Annotated in this window: 1 protein-coding gene; it reads right to left on the bottom strand. The window is 33.7% G+C overall.

What is annotated here, in order from left to right; genetic code table 11:
* Positions 1-175: 175 nt before the first annotated feature.
* Positions 176-778, bottom strand: coding sequence for a S24 family peptidase (locus ACFIL8_RS11360; RefSeq protein WP_375613929.1), 603 nt, complete (start codon positions 776-778; stop codon positions 176-178).
* Between the last annotated feature and the right edge of the window lie 83 nt (positions 779-861).

Consider the following 861-nt stretch of genomic DNA (forward strand, 5'->3'; position numbering starts at 1 on the left):
TCCATAATTTTTCCTCCCTAACGCCTCTTGGCGATTGTTTGTGCGTGGTTTGTATAATTACTTATACGTAAATGTATAAATACAAGCAAGCAAAAAATCGCATATATTTCATTTTTTTTGCATTTTCACTTAAATGCCATCTTCACAAGCAATAGAATCAAAAACTTTATTGGGATTATTTCATAAGTAGACGATAGGATTTGCGCGGTAATATTGCAACTATTTCTCCAACCCATTTTATCTTTGCATTTTTAATTGGTAGCGCATTCCATGATTTGAGTACAATGCCCTCTGAAGAGCGAGTAATTTGTTTGATAAAACGCCTATTATCTTCTGTTAGAACGACAACTTCATCACCGTAATAATCGCTCATTGGCTTTGTTTGCAGATGTTTAACTACGATTAAATCACCATCTTTATACACGGGATACATGGAATCTCCACGAACCATGAATCCTATTGTTTCAAAAGGCAAATCAAATGGTATTTCGATTGTTTCAAGCCCATCTTCTGGGATTTGCTCAACATCGGTATCAATCTCTAATCCTGCTCCTACATACCCCATAACAGGAACAACTGTAGTAATTTGATTATAACCTTTTAAGCTTTTATAAAGTTCTAAAATTGCGTCTCTGTGTGAACCTCTGGGATCTGATTCACTTCCTAACCATCTTGACACGGTCGCTTGGGTTACATTTAATCTATCGGCAAGATCTTTTTGATTAAGACCAAACTCAGATTGCAATACTTGCAATGTCGCAATGATATTTTTCGTCATAATTAGTTACTTATGATTTTAAAATTAAAAAAATCTATTGTTTTTTTTAATTAACTCTATACAATTGCGTATATGGTTAAAAT

The sequence above is a fragment of the Bartonella sp. AP57NXGY genome (assembly GCF_042195805.1).
Classification (GTDB): domain Bacteria; phylum Pseudomonadota; class Alphaproteobacteria; order Rhizobiales; family Rhizobiaceae; genus Bartonella.

Bases quoted from the DNA above. Each gene is read 5' to 3' on its own strand.
- ACFIL8_RS11360 (WP_375613929.1), bottom strand. From the start codon at position 778: ATGACGAAAAATATCATTGCGACATTGCAAGTATTGCAATCTGAGTTT.